At 65.4% G+C, this 19,424-nt stretch carries 18 protein-coding genes; 10 read left to right on the forward strand and 8 right to left on the reverse strand.

Annotation, left to right across the window (positions count from 1 at the left end; genetic code table 11):
* Nucleotides 1-15 precede the first annotated feature (15 nt).
* From GDR53_RS06785 to GDR53_RS06805, 5 genes are all read left to right on the forward strand, one after another.
* The gene (locus GDR53_RS06785) at nt 16-1,422 is read left to right on the forward strand and encodes a protein adenylyltransferase SelO (protein ID WP_193337308.1); all 1,407 of its coding nucleotides are present in this window, start codon (nt 16-18) and stop codon (nt 1,420-1,422) included.
* Nucleotides 1,423-1,432: 10 nt separating this feature from the next.
* Complete coding sequence (locus GDR53_RS06790) at nt 1,433-1,987, forward strand: gamma carbonic anhydrase family protein (protein ID WP_193337309.1); 555 nt, start codon at nt 1,433-1,435, stop codon at nt 1,985-1,987.
* Nucleotides 1,988-2,761: a DeoR/GlpR family DNA-binding transcription regulator gene (locus GDR53_RS06795; RefSeq protein ID WP_193337310.1), complete on the forward strand. Its 774-nt coding sequence runs from the start codon at nt 1,988-1,990 to the stop codon at nt 2,759-2,761. It begins immediately after the preceding gene.
* Nucleotides 2,762-2,867: 106 nt separating this feature from the next.
* Entirely contained in the window at nt 2,868-5,522 is a 2,655-nt protein-coding gene (locus tag GDR53_RS06800) for a bifunctional diguanylate cyclase/phosphodiesterase (protein WP_332872426.1), read from the forward strand.
* A gap of 67 nt (nt 5,523-5,589) precedes the next feature.
* A complete protein-coding gene (locus tag GDR53_RS06805; protein WP_193337311.1) occupies nt 5,590-6,624 on the forward strand; it encodes a Gfo/Idh/MocA family protein in 1,035 nt (344 codons plus the stop codon).
* Nucleotide 6,625: 1 nt separating this feature from the next.
* Here GDR53_RS06805 and GDR53_RS06810 read toward each other — a convergent pair whose 3' ends face one another.
* From GDR53_RS06810 to GDR53_RS06835, 6 genes are all read right to left on the reverse strand, one after another.
* The gene (locus GDR53_RS06810; protein ID WP_193337312.1) at nt 6,626-7,675 is read right to left on the reverse strand and encodes a YihY/virulence factor BrkB family protein; all 1,050 of its coding nucleotides are present in this window, start codon (nt 7,673-7,675) and stop codon (nt 6,626-6,628) included.
* 49 nt (nt 7,676-7,724) lie between these two features.
* On the reverse strand, nt 7,725-8,555 hold the full coding sequence (locus GDR53_RS06815) for an ABC transporter ATP-binding protein (protein ID WP_193337313.1): 831 nt from the start codon (nt 8,553-8,555) through the stop codon (nt 7,725-7,727).
* Nucleotides 8,555-9,400 carry an ABC transporter ATP-binding protein gene (locus tag GDR53_RS06820; protein ID WP_193337314.1) on the reverse strand — a complete coding sequence of 282 codons (846 nt, stop codon included), beginning with the start codon at nt 9,398-9,400 and terminating at the stop codon, nt 8,555-8,557. The genes GDR53_RS06815 and GDR53_RS06820 overlap by 1 nt, the downstream gene beginning before the upstream one ends.
* Before the next feature lie 3 nt (nt 9,401-9,403).
* Nucleotides 9,404-10,309, reverse strand: coding sequence for an ABC transporter permease subunit (locus GDR53_RS06825; protein WP_193337315.1), 906 nt, complete (start codon nt 10,307-10,309; stop codon nt 9,404-9,406).
* Entirely contained in the window at nt 10,310-11,317 is a 1,008-nt protein-coding gene (locus tag GDR53_RS06830) for an ABC transporter permease subunit (RefSeq protein WP_193337316.1), read from the reverse strand.
* 180 nt (nt 11,318-11,497) lie between these two features.
* Entirely contained in the window at nt 11,498-13,093 is a 1,596-nt protein-coding gene (locus tag GDR53_RS06835; protein WP_269802205.1) for an ABC transporter substrate-binding protein, read from the reverse strand.
* 223 nt (nt 13,094-13,316) lie between these two features.
* On the opposite strand from GDR53_RS06835, the gene GDR53_RS06840 reads away from it, so the two are divergent.
* From GDR53_RS06840 to GDR53_RS06850, 3 genes are read left to right on the forward strand one after another with little or no spacing between them, the layout of a single operon-like run.
* Nucleotides 13,317-13,709 (forward strand): VOC family protein, encoded by a 393-nt coding sequence (locus GDR53_RS06840; RefSeq protein WP_193337318.1) that lies wholly within the window; start codon nt 13,317-13,319, stop codon nt 13,707-13,709.
* Entirely contained in the window at nt 13,682-14,206 is a 525-nt protein-coding gene (locus tag GDR53_RS06845) for a hypothetical protein (protein ID WP_193337319.1), read from the forward strand. Before GDR53_RS06840 ends, GDR53_RS06845 begins: the two co-directional genes overlap by 28 nt.
* 16 nt (nt 14,207-14,222) lie before the next feature.
* A complete protein-coding gene (locus GDR53_RS06850) occupies nt 14,223-15,161 on the forward strand; it encodes an aldo/keto reductase (protein WP_193337320.1) in 939 nt (312 codons plus the stop codon).
* A gap of 42 nt (nt 15,162-15,203) precedes the next feature.
* Here GDR53_RS06850 and GDR53_RS06855 read toward each other — a convergent pair whose 3' ends face one another.
* Nucleotides 15,204-16,142 carry a Gfo/Idh/MocA family protein gene (locus GDR53_RS06855; protein ID WP_193337321.1) on the reverse strand — a complete coding sequence of 313 codons (939 nt, stop codon included), beginning with the start codon at nt 16,140-16,142 and terminating at the stop codon, nt 15,204-15,206.
* Nucleotides 16,143-16,233: 91 nt separating this feature from the next.
* A complete protein-coding gene (locus GDR53_RS06860) occupies nt 16,234-17,487 on the reverse strand; it encodes a glycerate kinase type-2 family protein (RefSeq protein ID WP_193337322.1) in 1,254 nt (417 codons plus the stop codon).
* A 111-nt stretch (nt 17,488-17,598) separates the two neighbouring features.
* Between GDR53_RS06860 and GDR53_RS06865 the strand changes: the two genes are divergently transcribed.
* On the forward strand, nt 17,599-18,291 hold the full coding sequence (locus tag GDR53_RS06865) for a DUF1045 domain-containing protein (protein WP_193337323.1): 693 nt from the start codon (nt 17,599-17,601) through the stop codon (nt 18,289-18,291).
* On the forward strand, nt 18,288-19,424 hold the full coding sequence (locus GDR53_RS06870) for an alpha-D-ribose 1-methylphosphonate 5-triphosphate diphosphatase (RefSeq protein ID WP_193337324.1): 1,137 nt from the start codon (nt 18,288-18,290) through the stop codon (nt 19,422-19,424). The genes GDR53_RS06865 and GDR53_RS06870 overlap by 4 nt, the downstream gene beginning before the upstream one ends.

Genomic DNA, 19,424 nt, shown 5'->3' on the forward strand with positions numbered 1-19,424 from the left:
TGATAGCCTTGGCCCATGTCTGATTTCAAGCCCGCCCGCCATCACGAGACGCTGGGCGATGCGTTCTATGACCGCGTCGCTCCCGCCGATTTCCCGCAAACCCTGCTGCGCCACCGCGACCAGCGCTGGGCCCGCCGCATCGGGCTTAATGGCCTGAGCGACGACCAGTGGCTTGAGCATTTCGGGCGCTTTGCGCCCCTGCCCGGCTCGCTGCCGGCGCCGCTGGCGCTGCGCTATCACGGCCACCAGTTCCGCAGCTACAATCCCGATCTGGGCGATGGCCGCGGCTTCCTGTTCGCCCAGGGCTTTGACCGCGAGGACGGTCGTCTCCTCGATCTGGGCACCAAGGGCACGGGCACCACGCCCTGGTCCCGCGGCGGCGATGGCAGGCTGACGCTCAAGGGCGGCGTGCGGGAAATCCTTGCCAGCGAAATGCTCGAGGCCATGGGCGTCTATACGTCCAAGAGCCTGTCGCTGGTGGAAACCGGGGAGGCGCTGCAGCGCGGCGACGAGCCCTCGCCCACCCGCGCGGCGGCCCTGGTGCGGCTCAGCCATAGCCATATCCGCATCGGCAGCTTCCAGCGCCTGGCTTATCTCGAGGACACGGCCGGGCTGCAGCAATTGCTCGATTATGCCATTGCCACCTATTATCCCGAGCTGGCGGATGCCGCCGACCGGCCCGCGGCGTTTCTGGGCGCGGTGGTGGCCAATGTCGCCCGGCTCGGGGCGCAATACACTGCCGCCGGTTTCGTCCATGGCGTGCTCAATACCGACAATATCAACATAACCGGGGAGAGCTTCGACTATGGGCCGTGGCGCTTCATCCCGACCTACGACCCCGATTTCACCGCCGCCTATTTCGACGAGACCGGGCTCTACAGCTTTGGCCGGCAGCCCGATGCGCTGGCCTGGAACCTGACGCGGCTGGCCGAATGCCTGGTGCCGCTCTCGAGCATCGAGGCGCTGGAGCCGGCGCTCAATACCGTGTGGCCTATCTTCCGGGCCGAACTGCCCCGGCAGATGCTGCGGCGGCTGGGGCTGGTGCCGCGCGACACCGAGGTCGACGGCGCCTTCGTCACGGACCTTTTTGAATTCCTCAGCGCCTCGCAGGCGCCCTATGAGCAGTTCCTGTTCGACTGGCGCGGCGGCAGCCTGAGCGCCGAGCGCGCCGCCCGCAGTCCATCGGCGGCGCTTTACGCCAGCGATGCCTTCCGGCCGGTGGCCGACGCCCTTGAAGCCTATCAGCCCAGCGCCGACGTCAATCTGGGTCACCCCTATTTCGCGCGGCGACAGCCGCGCAGCATGGTGATTGACGAGGTCGAGGCGATCTGGGCACCGATTGCCGAGCGTGACGACTGGACGGCACTGGCCGAAACGCTGGCCGAGATCGCCGAAATGCGCCAGGCCTATGGCATAAAATGAGGAGAACGCGATGACACTCTATGCGCTGGACGGCATGGCCCCGGAAATCGACCCCGATGTCGGCTGGATTGCCCCGACCGCCGTGCTGGTCGGCAGGGTGATCGTGCATGCCGAGGCGGGCATCTGGTTCGGCGTGGTGGCGCGGGGCGACAATGAAGCCATCACGATCGGCGCGCGCAGCAATGTGCAGGAAAATACGGTGCTGCATACCGATATGGGCTTTCCGCTGACCATCGGCGTGGGTTGCACCATCGGCCACAAGGCCATGCTGCATGGCTGCAGCATTGGCGACAACACCTTGATCGGCATGGGCGCTACGGTGCTCAATGGCGCGCGCATCGGCAAGAACTGCCTGATTGGCGCCGGTGCCTTGATCACCGAGGGCAAGGAAATTCCCGACGGCTCGCTGGTGGTGGGTGCGCCGGGCAAGGTGATCCGCGACCTCGACGGGGCCGCCATCGAGCGGCTGCGCAAATCGGCCGATGGCTATGTGCGCAATGCCAGGCGCTTTGCCGCTGGCCTCGTGGACGTCACCGCGCGTCCCCATGATTTCGAGCCGGCCTGAATGACCAGCGATAGCGGCGAACGCCATCGGCAGATCCTGGAACTGGCGCGGCAGCAGCATGGCGTCAGCGTCGAGGCGCTGGCGCGCCATTTTGCCGTCTCGGTGCAGACCATCCGCAAGGATCTCAACCAGTTGTGCGAGCAGCGGCAGCTGACCCGCGTGCATGGCGGGGCGCGGCTGCCCTCGGGGGTGGAGAACCTGGAATATGAGGCGCGCCGCCGCATCGCCGCCGAGGCCAAGCAGGCCATCGGCGAGGCGGCGGCCAGGCTCATTCCCAATGATGCGTCGCTGTTCATCAATATCGGCACCACGACCGAGGCGGTGAGCCAGGCGCTGCTCGACCATGCCGGGCTCATGGTGGTGACCAACAACATTAATGTCGCCAACCGCATGCGGGTCTATCCGCGCTTTGAGGTGGTTATTGCCGGCGGTGTGGTGCGCCCCTCCGATGGCGGCGTGGTGGGGGAAGCGGCGGCCGGCTTCTTCTCGCAGTTCAAGGTGGACTATGCGGTGATCGGCGCCTCGGCGCTCGATGAAGAGGGCGCGCTGCTCGACTTCGACTATCGCGAGGTCAAGGTCGCTCAGGCCATTATCGCCAATGCGCGCCATGTGATCCTGGTCGCCGACCAGGGCAAGTTCAGCCGCACCGCGCCGGTGCGGATCGCCCGTATCGACCAGATCGGCAGCTTCGTCACCGACCATTGCCCGTCGGATGCCTTTCGCCGGCTGTGCAAGGCGGCCGGCGTGGCGCTGATCGAAACCGGCCCCCATTAACCGCGCCTTAACCTAACAGAACAAATTCCGCGGCGGATGGTATTAATCCTAAATCTGCGAGCCTCACAGTGAACGGAGATCAGCACCGTTTTAGAACTGGGCAGCCGTGGCCAAGGATCAATCAACGTTACGGGACCATCATGGCTGGCTGCGGCAGACCATGCTGCCGGCGCTGCTGGCGCTGATCGTCCTGCTGATCGGCGGGGTCTATCTGGACCTGCAGAATACAACCCTGGCCCGGGAGCGGGCCCAGGCCAGGGTGCTGGCGGAACTGGCGCTGATCCGGGCCAAGGTCGAGGGCAATATCACCGCCAATATCCAGCTGGTGCGCGGGCTGGTGTCGACCATTTCCACCGAACAGACGACCATGACTCCGGAGCGGTTCGCCGCCCTGGCAAGCCGGCTGTTCGAGGAACAGAGCCAGTTGCGCTCGGTCGCGCTGGCGCCTGATCTGGTCGTTACCACGACCTATCCGCTTGCCGGCAATGAAGGGGCCATCGGCCTCAATTATCTGACCAACCCGGCGCAACGGGGCGCCGCCCTGCTGGCGCGCGATACCGGCCGGCTGGTCCTGGCGGGGCCGGTCGACCTGGTACAGGGCGGGCGGGGCTTTATCGGCCGCTTCCCGGTCTTTACCGACAGCCCGGACGGCCGCCAGTTCTGGGGACTGGTCTCGGCCGTCGTCGACATGGACGCGCTCTATGCCGACAGCGACCTGACCAATCCGGCGCTGGGCGTCGACGTGTCGCTGGCCGTCGCGGGCGGGATGACGCCCTTCTTCGGACGTGATCTCAGCGACGAGGAGCCGGTCACGGCCGAGGTCTCGCTGCCGCATGGCACCTGGATCATCGCGGCCGTGCCCAAGGGCGGCTGGGCCGCCGCCACCGGCGACAACTGGCTGTTCCGCCTGGCGATTGCGGCCGCCGGTATCCTGATCCTGGTGCCGATCGTCATCACCGGCTGTCTGATGGGTGAACGCAACCGGCACTTCCGTGCCGTCAAGCGGCGCGAGGCCGATCTGACGCGAGTGACCCGGCGGCTCGACCTGGCGCTGGGCATTTCCCGGATCGGCGTCTGGGAAATGGATGCGGTGACCAAGGACCTGGTATGGGACGACCGCATGAACCAGCTCTATGGGCTGGCCACCGATGGCGGCCCGCGCAGCTATCTGGACTGGCGGCAGGCGCTGCATGCCGATGACCTGGCGCAAGCCGAGGACGACTTTGCGCGGGGCATCGCCACGGGACGCTATGAGTCCACCTTCCGCAGCGTGCATGGCGACGGCACGGTGCGCCATCTGCGCTCGATCGGCGCGGTCTATAGCGATCCGGACTGCAACCCGCGTATCCTGGGCATCAACTGGGACGTGACGACCGATGTCGAACTCAATCTCGAGCTCAAGCAGGCCACGGCGACGACGCAGGCGCGCAATGCCGAGCTCGAGACGGCGCGGGTGCGCATCGAACACAATGCCCTGCATGACAGCCTGACCGGCCTGCCCAATCGGCGCTATCTCGACGAAATCCTGCAGGGCCTGGCCGGACGGGGCTTTGGCGCCGACCAGTCCATCGCCCTGCTGCATATCGATCTCGACCGCTTCAAGCAGATCAATGACACGCTCGGGCACGCGGCCGGCGACGCCATGCTGATCCATGCCAGCGCGGTGCTGCGCGCCAAATGCCGGGACGGCGATTTCGTCGCCCGCATCGGGGGCGACGAATTCGTGGTGCTCACCACCGCCAATGACAGCCAGGAGGATCTGGCGGCGCTGGCCGCCCGCATCGTTCGTCGCATGCGCCAGCCGGTCCCCTATGAGGGGCATGAATGCCGGTTCGGCGTCAGCATCGGCATTGCGCGGGGCTGCGTCAGCACGCTTGAGGGCCGGCAATTGCTGATCAATGCCGATATCGCGCTCTACCGGGCCAAGGCACGCGGTCGCAACTGCTACGAATTCTTCTCCGAAGCGCTGCAGGCCGAAGTGATCAATACCAAGCGGGTGGCCGACGAGATCCTGAGCGGGCTCGAGCGCGACGAATTCGTCGCCTATTACCAGCCGCAGTTTGACGCGCAGACGCATGACCTGGTGGGCGTGGAGGCCCTGGCCCGCTGGCGGCATCCGACCGAGGGCATCAAGACCCCGGACAGCTTCATCCCGGTCGCCGAAGAACTCAATGTCATGGCGACCATCGACCGGCTGATCCTGGAACAGGCGCTGGCGGACCTGGCCCGCTGGGATGGCATGGGCCTTGGGGTGCCGCGCGCCTCGGTCAATGTGTCGCTGCGCCGCCTGCATGACGAAGAGCTGATCACCAGCCTGCGCAAACTGGATATCGCGCCGGGTCGCGTCTCGTTTGAACTGGTGGAGTCGATCTATCTGGACGACGGGGACGACATCGTCAGCTGGAACATCGAGCAGATCAAGGAGCTCGGCATCGATGTCGAGATCGATGACTTCGGCACCGGCTATGCCTCGATCGTGTCGCTGCAGAAGCTGCACCCGACCCGGCTCAAGATCGACCGCCAGCTGATCATGCCCATCCTGACCGACCCGGCGCAGCGGCGCCTGCTCACCTCGATCATCGATATCGGCAAGGCCATGGGCATCGAGGTGGTGGCCGAGGGCGTCGAGACCATGGAACATGCCGCGATCCTGCGCGATCTGGGCTGTGACATCCTGCAAGGCTACGCCTTCGCCCGGCCGCTCAATCCTGCCGATCTGGAAGTCTTCCTGAGCGCACAATCCTGGCGCAAGGCGTCCTGACCCCTTCTCAAAGCACCCCTCATGGTCCATTGATCGGGCCAGACAGGCGGCAGGCAGGAGAACCGGCATGAGTGACGAACAGGGGCGCTTTGCCATCGGGGTGATCGGCGCTGGCATGGGGGCCAAACCGCATGGCCTGGCGCTGCAATCGCTGGCCGACAGCATCGCCGTGCTGGGCGTCTATCGCCGCAACCGGGCCGAGCTCGAGAGCTTCTGCACCACCTATGGTTTCCCTGCCGCCGAGAGCTACGAGGCCCTTCTGGCCGATCCGCGGCTCGACGCCGTGCTGGTGCTGACGCCGCCCAATGCGCGCGAGGAGATCGTCGCCGCCGCGGCCCGGGCCGGCAAGCATGTGCTGCTGGAAAAGCCAGTTGAACGCAGCGTGGCCGCCGCCGAGCGCATCGTCGGGCTGTGCGACGCCGCCAATGTCACGCTGGGCGTCATCTTCCAGCACCGCTTCCGCCGCGCCTCGCGCTTCCTGGCCGAAGCCATTGCCGACGGGCGCTATGGCCGGCTCGAGACCGTGCATCTGGTGGTGCCATGGTGGCGGCCGCAACAGGGCTATTACGACCAGCCCGGCCGCGGCACGCTGGCCCAGGATGGCGGCGGGGTGCTGATCACCCAGGCCATTCACTCGCTCGACCTGATGCTCAGCCTCTGCGGACCCGTCGAGGCGGTGACCGCCATGGCCCGGACGACCCGGCTGCACCAGATGGAGACCGAGGACTTCGTGACGGCCGGGCTCGACTTCGCCAATGGCGCGGTCGGGGCGATGATGGCGACCACCGCCAATTTCCCCGGCGGGCCGGAAAGCCTGACGCTGAACTTCGCCGATGCCGCAGCCACGCTGACCGCCGGCAACCTGACGGTGCGCCTGCGCAATGGCGACATCATCACCGAGGGCGAGGCCAGCGAGGGCGGCGGCGGTGCCGACCCGATGGCATTCCCCTTCGACTGGCATGCCGCCCAGATCGCCGAGTTCGCCGACGCCGTCCGCCATGGCCGGCAGCCGGTCTCGACCGGCCATAGCGCGCTGCATGTGCACCGCCTGATCGAGGCGCTGCTGGCCTCCTCGCGCGACGGCAAGCGCGTCAGCGTCTAGCTCAGGTGGCGCTGCCGGTCGGTTCTGGCGGTTGCTCGGCCGGCGGCGCCTCGGACACGGTGCCGCCGCCTCGCGCCGGCCAGCGTTCGCCCACCGTGTCGGCGACGAAGGCACCGCGTTCGCCGAGCGGCTGGGCCGCCCCGGTGGTGGAATCCTCGGCGGTCTGGTGCTCGATCTCGGAATTGAGCGAGCCGCCCAGAATGATGATGGTGACCGACAGCCAGATCCAGGTCAGCATGCCGACCACGGCGCCGAGCGAGCCATAGGTGGCGCTGTAGTTGGAAAAATTGGCGGCGTACCAGGAAAACAGCACCGAGGCGGCCATGATGCCCAAAGCGGCAAAGGCACTGCCCGGCGTCACCCAGCGCCAGCGCGCCTCCTGCCGGCTCGGGCCCCAGCGATAGAGCGCCGACACCGCCAGCAGCAGGAAGGCCAGCAGCACGGCATAGGCGCCCAGCTGCACGATCCAGTCATAGCGCGACAGCCAGAGCAGGCTGAGCACCACCGGCAGCACCAGCACGACGCTGAGCATGACGATGGTGAGCACCAGGCCACCGAGCAGGAAGATCAGCGCCAGCAGGTTGACGGCAAAGAAGTTGCGCTTTTCCTGCTCGCCATAGACCACATTCATGGCCTCAAACAGTGCCTTGATGCCCGCGCCGGCGCCCCAGAGGGCAATGGCGAGCGACACCAGCAGGGTGATCCCCAGCGAGCGTTCGTCCTCGGTGGTCAGCCGCACCAATTGCTCGCGCACGATATCGAGGCCACCATCGGGCACGATGCCGACGAGCAGGTTGAGCTGCTCGACCACGCCGGCGGGATTGTTGAGCAGGCCATAGAGCGAGACGAAGAGACTGAGCGAGGGGGCCAGCGCCAGCAGCAGGAAGAAGCTGACGCCGGCGGCCGTCAGCAGAATGCGGTTCTCGTTGAAGCCGACATAGAGGCGATAGACGATGTCCTTCCAGCCCCGCCAGGGGATGGCGGACGGCGTAAAGGCGTGGCGCCCGCGATCGGACTGCAGGGCGCGCTGGGATTGGTTGTCATCGGTCATGGGAGCGCAACGCATGAAGCCGCCGGGCGGCTCCATGCGCGGGCTGACTTCATGCCGAAAGCGCGGCCTTGGCCTCGACGCGGCGACGAATGGAGGCCACGTCCGACTTGGGCGTCGCCGCAAACAGCGTCTTGGTATAGTCGTGCTGGGGATTGTCGAAGACGGCCTGGCGGCTGCCATGCTCGACGACGTCGCCATAATACATCACCATCACCTCGTCAGCGATGTAGCGCACGACGCTGAGATCATGGCTGATGAAGACATAGGTCAGGCCAAACTCGTCCTGCAGGTCCTTGAGCAGGTTGAGGATCTGCGCCTGGACCGACAGGTCGAGCGCCGAGACCGGTTCGTCGAGCACGAGAAAGCTCGGATTGAGCATCAGCGCCCGGGCGATGGCGATGCGCTGGCGCTGGCCGCCCGAGAACATATGCGGGTAGCGGTTGAAGTGCTCGGGGGCGAGGCCGACCTTGGTCAGCATGGCCATGGCCTTGTCGCGTCGCTCGGCGGCCGACATCTTGGTATTGAGCAGCAGCGGCTCGGCCAGCACATCGCCGATCTTCTGGCGCGGATTGAGCGAGCCGTAGGGGTTCTGGAAGACGATCTGCACCTTCTGGCGCATTTCGCGACTGACATGCCTGGTGTCGACCGGGACGCCATCGATCACGATATCGCCAGCGGTGGCTGGATCGATCAGCGTGATCATGCGGGCCAGCGTGGACTTGCCGCAGCCGCTTTCGCCGACCACGGCCAGCGTCTTGCCCTTGGCCAGGGTGAAGTTCACGCCCTTGACGGCATGCACCACCTTGGCCGGGCGCAGGAAGCCGCCGGAAGAGACATAGTCGCGCGTGAGGTTGCGGACTTCGAGGACGGGCGTGGCCATCAGTGTACTCCCGGCGCCGGTTCGAAGACGAAGTCGGAAACGGTGGGCAGGCGATCGCCCACGGCGTTTTCCGGCAGCGCCGACAGCAGGGCCCGCGTGTAGTTGGATTGAGGGGCTTCGAACAGGGAGAGCACGTCGGCCTCCTCCATCTTGCGGCCCTTGTACTGGACGATGACGCGATCGGCCGTCTCGGCCACCACGCCCATGTCATGGGTGATCATGATCAGGCCCATGCCATGCTCGGCCTGCAGCCGCACCAGCAGATCAAGGATCTGCTTCTGGATGGTCACGTCGAGCGCGGTGGTCGGCTCGTCGGCGATCAGCAGCTTGGGATTGCAGGAAATCGCCATGGCGATCATGACGCGCTGGCACTGGCCACCGCTCAGCTGGTGGGGGAAGGCGCCGAGGCGATCGGCACCATCGTTGATGCCGACCAGCCTGAGCAGTTCCACGGCCCGGTCGCGGGCGGCCCGGCCGTGCAGGCCCAGATGCATGCCCAGCACTTCCTCGATCTGGAAGCCGATGGTGAAGCAGGGGTTCAGGCTCGCCACGGGCTCCTGGAAGATCATGGCAATATCCTTGCCGATGATCCTGCGCTTGTCGGCAGCGCTCATGGTGAGCAGGTCGAGGCCTTCAAATTCCATCTTGTCGGCGGTGACGGTGGCGGTCGAGGGCAGCAGCCCCATCACCGCCAGCATGGCCACGGACTTGCCGGAACCGGATTCCCCGACAATGGCCAGCACTTCGCGGGCGTCGACGGAGATATCGATGCCATCGACAGCCTTGAACAGGCCGATGGAGGTATCGAAGGAGACAGTCAGATTGCGGATTTCAAGCAGGGCCATGGCTCAGCTCCTCTTGAGTTTGGGATCGAGTGCGTCCCGCATGCCGTCGCCGATCAGGTTGATGGCGAGCACGGTGATCAGGATGGCCAGACCCGGAAAGGTCACCACCCAGGGGGCGCGCAGGATGAATTCGCGGGCCGTCGCCAGCATGGTGCCCCATTCGGGGGTGGGTGGCTGGGCGCCCATGCCGAGAAAGCCGAGCGCAGCGGCATCGAGAATGGCATTGGAAAAGCTCAGCGTCGCCTGGACGATCAGCGGGCCCAGGCAGTTGGGCAGGATGGTGATCAGCATCAGCCGGAAGTGGCTGGCGCCGGACAGTTTGGCGGCCGTCACATATTCACGGCTCTTTTCGGCCATGACGGCGGCGCGCACCAGTCTGGCAAAGTGCGGCTGCAGGACAATGGCGATGGCCACCATGGCGTTGAACAGGCCTGGCCCCAGAATGGCGACCAGCACGAGCGCCAGCAGCAGCGAGGGGAAGGCCAGGATGATGTCCATGACGCGCATGATCATGGCGTCGACCCAGCCGCCGAAATAGCCGGCCAGCACGCCCAGGATGACGCCGACAGAGGCGGCGCCGACCACCACGAAAAGGCCGATGAACAGGGAATAGCGGGCGCCATGGATCAACCGGCTGAGCATGTCGCGGCCGACCGGGTCGGTGCCGAGCAGGAAGCGCGGATCCCCCAGCGCGTCCCAGATGGGCGGCGTCAGGATGGCGTCACGGTATTGCTGGTCGGGCGAGTGCGGCGCGATCAGGGGCGCGAAGATGGCGACCAGGACGAGCAGCGCAAATACCACCAGCCCGATGACCGCACCGCGGTTGACGGCAAAATAATGCCAGAATTCGCGAAAACCGGCGCCGAAATTTTCTTTGACGGGCGCGGGGGTGACTTGGGTCTGGCTCATTTATTTCACCCTGATGCGCGGATTGATGACGGCATAGAGCACATCGACGAGCAGGTTGACGGCCATGACGATGAGCGCAATGAGCAACAGGCCCGACTGCACCACGACATAGTCGCGCTTGGAGATTGAATCGATCATCCACTTGCCGATGCCCGGCCAGGAGAAGATGGTTTCGGTGAGGATGGCGCCGCCGAGCAGCAGGCCGACCTGCAGGCCGATGGTGGTGATCACCGGGATCAGCGCATTGCGCAAGGCGTGAACGTTGACCACGCGCTGTGGCGACAGGCCCTTGGCCCGCGCGGTGCGGACATAATCCTCGCCCAGCACTTCGAGCATGGCCGACCGGGTCTGGCGGGCGATAACGGCCAGTGGGATGGTGCCCAGCACGACCGCCGGGAGGATCAGGTGGCGCAGCGCCGAGACGAAGGCGGGCCAGTTGCCATAGAGCAGGGTATCGACCAGCATGAAGCCGGTAATGGGCCGCAGGAAGAAGGTCAGCGAGATGCGCCCCGAGACCGGCGTCCAGCCCAGATAGCCGGAAAAGAAGATGATCAGCAGCAGGCCCCACCAGAAGATGGGCATCGAATAGCCGGTGAGCGCCACGCCCATGGTGACCTGATCGAACCAGGAGCCGCGCTTGACCGCCGCGAAGATGCCGGCGGGAATGCCGACGACGATGGCAAAGATCATGGCCACGAGGGCCAGTTCGATGGTGGCGGGGAACAGCGTCATGAACTCGGTCAGCACCGGGCGCTTGGTGGCCAGCGAGATGCCGAAATTGCCCTGCAGCACGGAGCCCAGGTAATTGAGATATTGCTGCCAGATCGGCAGGTTGTAGCCGAACTGCTCGCGCAGGATTTCGTAGCGCTCAGGCGTGACGCCGTGTTGTCCGGCCATGGCCAGGATCGGGTCGCCCGGCAGCACGCGGACAAAAAAGAAGGCGCAGAGGGAAATGCCGATGACGGTCGGCACGATCAGCGCAATTCTGCGCAGAATGTAATTCAACATGAGCGGGTCTTACCCTTGAGCAATGGACCACCGATGGGGTCAGAATGCTCGCGTTTCCTGAGGTGGCTCGGCCCTTTGGCGGGCGCCATTTGCTGGCGCCTCATGGCCTTGCTCGAAATAGTGGAGCCTCGTTCCGAGCGATACGGATCGAGGCTCCTGTTTGCAGACTATCGCAAAGCCTTACTCGGCGATGTCGACGCCCTTGAAGCTATGGTTGCCCAGAGGGCTCATGGCATAGCCGGTGACGGTCTTCTTCATGGGCATGAACACGCGCGAATGAGCGAGGGTCATGGCGGGCTCTTCAGCTTTGAAGATTTCCTGGGCCTTGGTGTAGAGCTCGGTGCGCTTGGCCTGATCCGGGGTGGTCTTGGCTTCCTGGATCAGGGCTTCGAAGTCCTCGTTGCACCAGTTGGAGTAGTTGGACACGCCGATGGCCGAGCACGAGAACAGGGTGGCGAAGAAGTTGTCCGGATCACCATTGTCGCCGGTCCAGCCGATCTGGAACGGACCCTTGCGGTCGGGCTGCTTGCCGCGCTCGCGGTATTCAGTCCATTCGTAGGTGACGATATTGGCGGTGACGCCGACAGCGGCCCAGTCAGCCTGGATCAGTTCGGCAACGCGCTGGGCGTTGGGATTGTATGGACGCGAGACGGGCATGGCCCACAGGTCGGTGGTCAGCTCGGTCACGCCGGCTTCGGCCAGCAGGGCCTTGGCAGCTTCCGGATCATACTTGTCGGCTTCCGTGGTGTCGTCATAGGACCACATGGTCGGCGGGATCAGGTTCTTGGCGTCCTGGCCGGCACCCTGGTACACGGCCTCGATGATCGCAGCCTTGTCGATCGCCATGGTCAGGGCCTTGCGGACCTTGACGTTGTCGAACGGGGCTTCGGTCACGTTGTAGGACATGTAGCCGATATTGAGGCCTTCCTGTTCCATGACGGTCAGGTTGGGATCGGCCTGGAGCGTGGCGATATCGGCAGGCGCCGGATAGGGCATGATATCGCATTCGCCGGCCAGCAGGCGCTGGGCACGGACCGACTGGTCGGTGGTGATGGCGAAAACCAGGTCATCGATGGGCTGCTTGCCATCCCAGTAGTCGGGGAAGGCGGCATAACGGATGACGGTATCGAGCTGGTAGTCGACGAACTGGAACGGACCATTGCCGATCGGCTGGGTCGAGAACGCCGCCATATTGCCTTCAGCTTCGAGCTTGTCGGCATATTCCTTGGAGACGATCGAGGCGAAATCCATCGCCAGGTTGGCCAGCATCGGTGCGTTTGGTTCGTTCAGCACGAACTTGACCGTCAGGTCGTCAACGGCAACGATTTCCTTGAGGTACTTGGGCATGTCCATGCCCTGGAAGTAGTCCCAGGTCATGCCTTCGAGATAGGCGTACCAGGCGTTGTCTTCCTTCCACTGACGCTCGAACGTGAAGATCACGTCAGAAGCATTGAGGTCGCGGGTGGGGGTAAAATAGTCTGTGGTCTGGAACTTGGTGCCCGGACGCAGCTTGAAGGTGATCTCGAGGCCATCGGCCGAGACTTCCCAGCTTTCGGCCAGGGCGGGGGTCACTTCGGTACCGCCGGGAGCAAATTCGACCAGACGGCTATAGATCGTGTGCGAGCTCGCGTCGAAGTCATTGCCGCCAGTCAGCGGACCGGGATCGAAATGGGCAGGGGAAGCTTCCGAGCAATAGACCAGCTGTTTGGCCTGGGCGGCGCCGGCAGCGAGCGCCATAATGGCCGTCGCTGTGAGCAGCGTCTTCATCAATTTCATGATTGTTGTCTCCCGAACAGTTTTATGCACCCGGCTTGCCAACCGGGGCTTGGGCGTCAACAAAGCTTAGAATCCAAGGGAGCGCAATGGGGGAGTTTGACCAATTGGTCAATCTGATGACGCCTGGAAGACAAATCCACAACAATGGACGGTTAGCTGCCGATCCGTTCGGCCGCCCCGCTTGGCGCTTGACCACCCGCCGAGCCTGATGATCCATAGCCCCATGACAAAGACCATTGCCACAATGACCCTGGTGGTCGCCGACTATGATGCCGCGATCACTTTTTATCGTGACCGGCTGGGCTTTGCCGTGCTGGCCGATACCGACATGGGCGGCGGCAAACGCTGGGTCGTGATCGGGCCGGCCGACGGCGCCGGCGCCCGGCTGCTGCTGGCCAAAGCCGATGGCCCCGTGCAGGACAAGGCCGTGGGCAACCAGACCGGCGGCCGGGTGATGGGCTTTATCGAAACCGACGACTTTGCCCGCAGCCATGCCGACATGGTCGCGCAGGGCGTCACCTTCCTCGAAGCGCCGCGGCATGAGCCCTATGGCTGGGTGGCCGTGTTTGCAGACCTCTATGGAAACAAATGGGATCTCATCGAACCCGAAAACTGAGCGCGGTGCTGCTGCTCGGCCTGCTGGCCGGAACGAGCCTGGCCGCGCAGGAGGCCGGCTGGCACTATTCGCCCCTGCCCGGGGAAGGCGATCGCGCCACGCTGGGCTGCGCCCTCGGCTCGACGACAACCACTTTCGCCTGCATCGCCGTGCGCTGCGAGGATGATTTTTCCACCGGCATCTATATCCATACCAGCCGGACGCAGGGCGATGCGGTTGTATGGGCCATCACCGTGGACAAGCAGACCCGCAGCTTCGTCGCCCTGCCCAGCCAGCCCTATGGCTCAAGGCTGAGCGGCGACACCGCCTGGGTGCTGGACAATCTGCGCAACGGTGCCGTAGCCTATCTCGAGCCGGCCGACGGCACGCCCGTGCCGGCCAATCACATTGCGCTCGACGGCTCGCTCTACGCCATCAATCATGCCCTCGCCTGGTGCGCCCCGCGCGTACCGGCAAACGAACCGATGACGGCGCCGGACGTTGAGACCAGACAATAGCGAATGGAGACGCAGCATGGACCGCCGACCGCTCGGACGCAGTGAACTTGTCATCGAACCGCTGGTGCTGGGGGGCAATGTCTTCGGCTGGACCGTGGATGAGGCCGAAGGCTTCAAGATACTCGACGCCTATGTCGATGCCGGCTTTACCGCCATCGATACGGCCGAAGGCTATCCCAACTGGGTGCCCGGCAATCCGCCCGGCATGAGCGAGACGATCATCGGCAAGTGGATGAAGGCGCGCGGCAATCGCGAGGCGCTGCATATCTTCACCAAGGTCAATTCGGCCAACAAGCCGGGCGGGCTCAGCGCCCAGGCCATCCATGACGGCGTCGAAGCCTCGCTGGCGCGGCTGCAGACCGACTATATCGACCTCTATTTCAGCCACTGGCCGGATCCGGAGACCAGCCATGAAGAAACGCTCGGCGCCTATGATCCGCTGGTCCGCTCGGGCCGGGTGCGGGTGCTCGGCGCCTCCAACTATAGCGCGCAGATGGTCCGCGACGCCCAGCAGACTGCCATCGTCAAGACGCTACCGCGCTATGATGTGCTGCAGCCACGCTTCAATCTCTATGACCGCGCCGAATTCGCGGCCCTGGCCGATGTGGTGGCCGAACAGGAGCTCGGCACGGTGGTCTATTACAGCCTCGCCGCCGGCTTTCTGACCGGCAAGTATCGCAGCAAGGCCGATCTCGGCAAATCGCCGCGCGGCGGCGGGGCGGAGAAATATCTCGACGCCAAGGGTCTGGCCATCCTGGCCGCGCTCGACACCGTCGCGGCGGCCCATGACGCCACCCCGGCCGAAGTGTCGCTAGCCTGGTTGGTGGCCCAGAAGGGCGTCAGCGCCCCGATCGCCTCGGCTACATCGGTCGAACAGGTGCAGAGCCTCGCCAAAGGCGTGCGGCTCAAGCTGGCCGATGACGAGCTCAAACTGCTGACCGACGCTGGTCAGTAAGCCCTAAAGCCACCCCTCCTCTGCGGGAGGGGTGGCGTCAGCCTACCACTCGAAATCGGGCCCGTTCACGCGGGCGCCCATCAGGAAGACGTCGGCCATCAGCCGCAGCGGCGCGGCGTCGACATCGGTTTGGTGCCGGTCGAGCAGATCGGCAAAGTGGTCGTACATGGCGGCATATTCGCCATCGCCATGCTGCAGCACGACCTCATCATTGACGCGCAGCGTGCGCCCGCCGCCCTCGAGCCGGACGACATCACCCGTGCCGGTCTCGAAGCGGATGGTCCAGATCTCGCCATTCTCCTCGAGCCAGTTGAAGCCCGCCGACAAAGCCGGCTGGTGCGCCTGGCCGGACTTGAAGGTGATCTCGGCGTCGATGGGGGTCTGCCGATTGGCCGGGAAGGTCAGCTTGCTGGCCGCGACGAAGACCGGATAGGGCATGACCTTGGTGAAGATCGAGAGGGCATTGATGCCGGGATCGCAGACGCCGAAGCCGCCCGGCTCCCACACCCAGTCCTGGCCGGGATGCCATTTGCGCACGCTTTCGCGCCAATCGATGCGCGCGGCCGTGACGCCCTGCTCGGCCAGGATCGCCTTGGCCCGGTCGACGGCCGGATTATACTGGCTGTGCCAGGTCTGGTAGAGCACGCGATCGAGCCGGCCGGCATGGGCGATCAGGTCGTCGAGCTCGGAAATGGTGGTGGTGGGGGGCTTTTCCATCATCACGTCCTTGCCGGCATCGAGTGCCTCGCGGACATATTGATGGCGGATGCCGGGCGGGGTGCAGATCGACACGAGACCGATCTCGGGCATGGCGGCATAGAGCTCGGCGGGTGTCTTGAACACGGGCAGGCCGTTATGGGCCAGCCCGCGGGTCGAGACGGTCGCGGCCACCTCGAAATCCTGCGAATTCTCGATCACCGGCAGGTGCTGGTCCTGCGCTATCTTGCCCACGCCAATGACGGCGATCTTGCGTTTGGCCATGGTCTGGCTCCTGGGGAAAAAGTCGGGCGTATAGAACAGAGCCGGCCCGGCTCTGCCAAGGGGATTTGTATGATTTTTTCGGGCGCCCGGCTCAGCGCACGATTATGGCGCGGAAATCGTTGACATTGGTGCCGGTGGGGCCGGTCACCAGCAGGTCGCCAATGGCCCTGAAGGCGGTATAGGCGTCGTTATTGGCCAGAGCCGCCAGCGGATCGATGCCGGCATGGCGCAGGCGCGTGGCCGTGCCGCCATCGACAAAGGCGCCGGCATTGTCCTCGGAGCCGTCAATGCCGTCGGTATCGGCGGCCAGCGCGGAAATGCCCTCGGCGCCATCGATGGCAATGGCCAAAGCCAGCAGGAATTCGCCATTGCGCCCGCCCCGGCCCTTGCCGCGCAGCGTCACGGTGGTTTCCCCGCCGGACAGCAGCACCACCGGCTTGGCAAAGGGGCGGTTGCGGGTGAGGATTTCCTTGGCGATGGCGGCATGGACCTGGGCGACGTCGCGCGCCTCGCCCTCGATGGAATCGGACAGTATGGCCGCCTCGATCCCCTTGCTGCGCGCCAGCGTGGCGGCGGCTTCGAGCGACAGGGCAGCCGAGGCAATGGTGCGCACGGTGTTGCGCGCCAGTCTGGGATCGCCGGCCAGCGGCGCCGGATTGTCCTCGCCCGCCAGCAGCGCCTGGGCGCTGGCCGGCAGGTCGATGCGGTAGAGCGAGACATATTTGCGCGCGAGCGAGCGGGTGCCGGCAAGGGGAATGGTGGGGCCGGAGGCCACCAAAGCCGGATCGTCGCCCGGCACATCGGACACGACCAAGGTCGCGACCCGCGCCGGCGCGCAGCGCGCCGCCAGGCGCCCGCCCTTGATGGTGGAGAACTGGTTGCGGATCAGGTTCATCACCGCAATGGGCGCGCCCGAGGCGAGCAGGGCCCGGTTGATGGCCTGCTCGTCATCGAGCGTCAGACCCGGCGCGGGGGCCGGCAGCAGGCTGGAACCGCCGCCCGAGATCAGCGCCACCACGAGGTCATCGGGCCCCAGGCCCGAGACGGTTTCCATGATGCGACGGGCAGCCAGAAAGCCGGCCTCGTCGGGGACCGGATGGGCCGCCTCGACGATTTCGATGCGCTCGCAGGCCTCGGCATAGCCATAGCGGGTGACCACCAGGCCCGAGATCGGACCGGTCCAGGCCAGCTCGAAGGCCCGCGCCATCTGCGCTGATGCCTTGCCGGCGCCGATGACCACGGTGCGGCCGCGCGGGCGCGGCGGCAGGTTCTGCGCCACGGCCAAAGCCGGCTGCGCCTGGGCGACGGCAGCGTGGAACATCTGCTCGAGCAGGGTAGTGTCCATGATCTCTCTCGGCTTGCGATTCGGCGCGGGCAGGTCTAGCCAGCAGCAAGAGCATGGCCTGTGTCAAACGGCCGACACATACTATGGCTAGCGGCAGGTCAAGGAGTTCCGATGACAGAACGATTCGCAATCTACTATGCCCCGTCCGCGACCAGCGAGTTGTGGGAGCGCGCCGCCACCTGGCTGGGGCGCGATTGCAGCGATGGCGAGCTGTTCGCCGGGCCGGTGGCCGGCATCGATCGCGACCGGCTGCTCAACCTCACCCAATCGGCCAATCGCTATGGCTTCCACGCCACGCTCAAGGCGCCCATGGCGCTGGTCGAGGGCGCCAGCGAGGCCGATCTGCGCGCCGAGCTGAGCAAATTTGCCAGCGAGCATGAGCCGGTCAATCTGGGCAAACCGCGCCTGGCCGGGCTGGACGGCTTTCTGGCGCTGCTGGTGGATGACAATGACGGGCTGCAGGATCTGGCGGCCCATGTGGTGGAGCGGTTCGACCTGTTCCGCGCGCCGATGTCAGCCAAGGATCGCGCCGCACGGGCGAGCCGCAATCTGAGTGCACGTCAGCTCGAGCTGCTCGACGCCTATGGCTATCCCTATGTGTTCGACGAGTTCCGCTTCCACATGACGCTGAGCGACCGGCTCGATCCCGCCGCTTCAGCCGAGATCACCCAGGCCGCCACCACCTGGTTTGCCCCGGTGCTCGACGCGCCGCTGGTGCTGGACCGGCTGGCGCTCTATCACGAGCCGGATGCCGGCACGCCGTTCAACCGCATTGCCGATTTCAAGCTGGGCAGCACTCCATGAGCCAGGCCGTCTTCCGCAATGCCCGCATCGTGCTGGCCGACAGCGTGATCGAGGGCAGTCTGGCTATTGCCGACGGGGTGATTGCCGGTATCGCCGGTGGCGCCATGGCGCAGGGCGAGGATTTCGACGGCGACTACCTGATCCCGGGCCTTGTGGAACTGCATACCGATCACCTGGAAAACCACTACCGGCCGCGGCCGGGCGTGTTCTGGGATCCGATGGCGGCGCTGCATGCCCATGACGTGCAGATTGCCGGCTCGGGCATTACCACGGTGTTCGATGCGGTGCGCATCGGCTCGGACTTGGACCTGCCCGACATGTTCGGTCATGCCCGCGGCATGGTGGAGGCGGTGCGCGGGGCGCGCGATGCCGGCTGGCTGCGAGCCGAGCACCTGATCCACCTGCGCTGCGAACTGCCCAGCGCCGATGTGGTGGAGCATTTCGAGGCGCTCAGCGACCATCCGACGACGCGGCTGATCTCGCTGATGGACCATACGCCGGGCCAGCGGCAGTTCACCTCGATGGACGCCTACAAGCTCTTTTATGCCAAGCAGCTGGGCGTCACGAGCGAAGAAACCGAGCGCTATCTGGCCGCGGCCCTCGCCCAGCACGAGCGCTATGCCGGCCCCAATCGGCGGGCTTTGGTGGCGCGGGCGCAGGCGTCGGGCCTGGCCATGGCCAGCCATGACGATGCCACGCTGGCCCATGTCGAAGAGGGCATCGAGGACGGCGTCGCCATTGCCGAATTCCCCACGACGCTGGAGGCGGCGGCCGCCGCCCATGATGGCGGCCTCGCCATTCTGATGGGCGCGCCAAATGTGGTGCGCGGCAAGTCGCATTCTGGCAATATCTCGGCGACCGATCTGGTGCGGGCGGGACTATTGGACATTCTGAGTTCGGATTATGTGCCCTATGCCCTGCTGCAGGCGGCCTTTGTGCTGCCCGAGCGGGTGGAAGGGCTTGGCCTGTCGGCGGCTTTGGCGACGGTGACGGCCAATCCGGCCCGGGCGGCGGGCCTGCACGACCGGGGCGAGATCGCCATAGGCAAGCGCGCCGACCTGGTACGGGTGCGGGTGATCGCCGGGCTGCCCATGGTGCGCGGCGTGTGGCGACAAGGGCAGAGGGTCAGCTAA

The sequence above is a fragment of the Devosia beringensis genome (genome assembly GCF_014926585.1).
Lineage (GTDB): Bacteria > Pseudomonadota > Alphaproteobacteria > Rhizobiales > Devosiaceae > Devosia > Devosia beringensis.

Excerpts from the sequence above, each read along its gene's own strand:
- GDR53_RS06795 (WP_193337310.1), top strand. The coding sequence starts at position 1,988 with ATGACCAGCGATAGCGGCGAACGCCATCGGCAGATCCTGGAACTGGCG.
- GDR53_RS06835 (WP_269802205.1), bottom strand. The coding sequence starts at position 13,093 with ATGAAATTGATGAAGACGCTGCTCACAGCGACGGCCATTATGGCGCTC.
- GDR53_RS06855 (WP_193337321.1), bottom strand. The coding sequence starts at position 16,142 with ATGGCCAAACGCAAGATCGCCGTCATTGGCGTGGGCAAGATAGCGCAG.
- GDR53_RS06805 (WP_193337311.1), top strand. The coding sequence starts at position 5,590 with ATGAGTGACGAACAGGGGCGCTTTGCCATCGGGGTGATCGGCGCTGGC.
- GDR53_RS06790 (WP_193337309.1), top strand. The coding sequence starts at position 1,433 with ATGACACTCTATGCGCTGGACGGCATGGCCCCGGAAATCGACCCCGAT.
- GDR53_RS06860 (WP_193337322.1), bottom strand. The coding sequence starts at position 17,487 with ATGGACACTACCCTGCTCGAGCAGATGTTCCACGCTGCCGTCGCCCAG.
- GDR53_RS06850 (WP_193337320.1), top strand. The coding sequence starts at position 14,223 with ATGGACCGCCGACCGCTCGGACGCAGTGAACTTGTCATCGAACCGCTG.
- GDR53_RS06785 (WP_193337308.1), top strand. The coding sequence starts at position 16 with ATGTCTGATTTCAAGCCCGCCCGCCATCACGAGACGCTGGGCGATGCG.
- GDR53_RS06840 (WP_193337318.1), top strand. The coding sequence starts at position 13,317 with ATGACAAAGACCATTGCCACAATGACCCTGGTGGTCGCCGACTATGAT.
- GDR53_RS06865 (WP_193337323.1), top strand. The coding sequence starts at position 17,599 with ATGACAGAACGATTCGCAATCTACTATGCCCCGTCCGCGACCAGCGAG.
- GDR53_RS06820 (WP_193337314.1), bottom strand. The coding sequence starts at position 9,400 with ATGGCCCTGCTTGAAATCCGCAATCTGACTGTCTCCTTCGATACCTCC.
- GDR53_RS06870 (WP_193337324.1), top strand. The coding sequence starts at position 18,288 with ATGAGCCAGGCCGTCTTCCGCAATGCCCGCATCGTGCTGGCCGACAGC.
- GDR53_RS06830 (WP_193337316.1), bottom strand. The coding sequence starts at position 11,317 with ATGTTGAATTACATTCTGCGCAGAATTGCGCTGATCGTGCCGACCGTC.
- GDR53_RS06810 (WP_193337312.1), bottom strand. The coding sequence starts at position 7,675 with ATGACCGATGACAACCAATCCCAGCGCGCCCTGCAGTCCGATCGCGGG.
- GDR53_RS06845 (WP_193337319.1), top strand. The coding sequence starts at position 13,682 with ATGGGATCTCATCGAACCCGAAAACTGAGCGCGGTGCTGCTGCTCGGC.
- GDR53_RS06815 (WP_193337313.1), bottom strand. The coding sequence starts at position 8,555 with ATGGCCACGCCCGTCCTCGAAGTCCGCAACCTCACGCGCGACTATGTC.
- GDR53_RS06825 (WP_193337315.1), bottom strand. The coding sequence starts at position 10,309 with ATGAGCCAGACCCAAGTCACCCCCGCGCCCGTCAAAGAAAATTTCGGC.